Raw genomic sequence first — 2,401 nt, forward strand, 5'->3', positions numbered from 1 at the left:
ACCCGGCAACATCCTGCTCTCGTCATCCGGCGCCCGCGTCATCGACTTCGGCATCGCCCGCGCCCTCGACGCGACCACCATGCTCACCCACGGCAGCATCGGCACCCCCGGCTTCATGGCCCCCGAACAAGCCCTCGGCCGGCCTGTCACCGAGGCCGCCGACATCTACGCCTGGGGCGCGGTCGTGCTCTTCGCCGCCACCGGACGGCCCCCCTTCGGCGAGGGCCCGACCCCGGCCGTGCTGCACCGCGTCGTGACCGAGACGCCCGACTTCGCCGGTCTCCCCAGCGCCCTGCGTTCCACCGTCACGCGCGCGATGGCGAAGAACCCCGCCGAACGTCCCACCGCCGACGAGCTGCTCCTCCTCCTGCACCGCGTCCACACCGCCCCCAGGGCGCCCCGCGGCGCGCCATCGCCGCGGGGGTCCGACGACGCCACCGACCTGGTCAGCCTGGCCACCACCCCACTCCCGCCGCCCCGACGCGGATCGACCACGGCCGGCTGGGCGGCCCCGGCCACCGCCGCCACCACCGGCCGGCCGGCACGGCCGGGGTCCTTCGCCGACGCGCCTGGCGGGGCGCCCGGGAAACGCCGGGCGGGCCGCCGCCGGCTCGCCGTCGCCATCGCCGCGGCCGTCGTTGCCGCCGCGGCCGTGCCCGTGATCATCTTCGCCACCGCCGACCGGGACAAGGGGACGGACGCGGCGACGACGCCCTCCGGATCGGCCACGCTCGGCGCGTCGGCGTCGGCGGCGGCCCCGGCGCGCGTCACCACCGCGCAGACCCTGTCCAAGGTCCCGCCCAGTCCTTTCGCCGGGACGTTCACCGGCTCGGCGTTCAGCGTGGCGTACTCCCCGAACGGCCAGATACTGGCCACGAGCGGCGACGGCGTCGTCCGCTTCTGGGACGCCAGCAAGCCCGACACCCCCACTCTCCTCGGCCAGCCTCTCGACATCCACGAGGACTGGGCATCGCTCCACTTCCTCGACGACCGCACCCTGGCCGTCGAGGGACAGACGGTCCGGTTCTGGAACATCACCAAGATCGATAGCCCGACGCCCGTCGGCAAGCCGGTGCCCGCCGAGAACGCCACTGTCGCCTTCTCGGCTGACGGCCACACCCTGGCCGTCAGCAAGGAGGACGGCACCGTCCAGCTCTGGGACGTCACGTCGCCGGCCGCCGCCAAGGCTCTCGGCAAGCCGATCGGCCGCGCCGACGGCATCGTCGATCTCGCCTTCTCCCGCGACGGCCACCGCCTCGCCGTCGGCGGGGGCGACGGCACGGTCCAGCTCTGGGACATCACCAGCCTGACGAGCCCGACTCCCGTCGGTGACGCCGTCGACGCCAGCGGCGCCTGGCTGGTCGCCTTCTCCCCGAACGGCCGGACGCTGGTGGCCGTCGGCGTCGCGATCCGTTTCTGGGACCTCACCGCCCCGGCCGGACCCACTCCCCTCGGCCAGCCGATCTTCGACGTACCGAGCAACGGCGGGTTCGACATCGCCTTCTCCCCCGACGGCAGCACCCTCGTCAGCGCCGACGGTCTCGAGGGCAACGTCCGCTTCTGGGACGTCACCGACCCCGGGAAGGCCGCGGCGATCGGCTGGCCGCTGACCGGCGCCGCGTCCGGCAACGCCGGCGTGGCGTTCTCCCCCGACGGGCACGCCCTCGCCGTCCTCGTCCAGGCCGGGGACAGCTTCGCCGTCCGCCTCTGGAACCTGCACTGACCGCCGCCGATCGCGGTGCCGGCAGGTCGTGCAGCGGACACGGGTCGTGCTCGGATGGTGGCCTTAGGGCGATATAACCTCCTGCGGAGTTCCTCGCTCCGGCGCGGGTCGTCGGGATGGGGTCCGGGTCGCGTCGTGCGGCGGGGGGATGGGCGTGGCCGTGATGCCGCCGGGTGTGGAGCCACTGGACGAGACGGACCCGACCAGCCTCGGGCCCTACCAACTGCTCGGACGGCTGGGCGACGGCGGCATGGGCAGCGTCTACCTCGCCCGCCGCCAGAACGCCGCCGAGCCCATGCCCACTCGGGATGGCCAGCCGCTGGTCGCGGTGAAGATGATCCGGCCGGATCTGGCCCGGATCCCGCAGTTCCGGGAGAGGTTCCTGCGGGAGGCGCAGGCCGCCCGCCGGGTCGCGCGGTTCTGCACGGCCGAGGTTCTCGACGTCAGCACCGACGGCCGGCTGCCCTACCTGGTCACCGAGTACATCGACGGGCCCACCCTGGGCGAGGCCGTCCACGAGCGCGGCCCACTGGCCGCGACCGCGCTGGCGCGCCTGGCGGTCGCGGTCGCCTCCGCGCTCACCGCGATCCACGCCGCCGGCGTCGTGCACCGCGACCTCAAACCCGGCAACATCCTGCTCTCGTCATCCGGCGCCCGCGTCATCGACTTCGGCATCGC

At 74.3% G+C, this 2,401-nt stretch carries 2 protein-coding genes; both read left to right on the plus strand.

The annotated features are described in order from the left end of the window. Positions 1 to 1,723, plus strand: a 1,723-nt coding sequence (locus BCD49_RS08170) for a protein kinase family protein (protein ID WP_071041344.1), incomplete at its 5' end; no start/stop codon positions are given. A 148-nt stretch (positions 1,724 to 1,871) separates the two neighbouring features. Next, positions 1,872 to 2,401 (plus strand): serine/threonine-protein kinase (locus tag BCD49_RS08175; protein ID WP_442960468.1); only part of this gene is annotated, 530 nt, incomplete at its 3' end.

It is taken from the genome of Pseudofrankia sp. EUN1h (genome assembly GCF_001854645.1).
In the GTDB taxonomy this organism is placed as follows: domain Bacteria; phylum Actinomycetota; class Actinomycetes; order Frankiales; family Frankiaceae; genus Pseudofrankia; species Pseudofrankia saprophytica.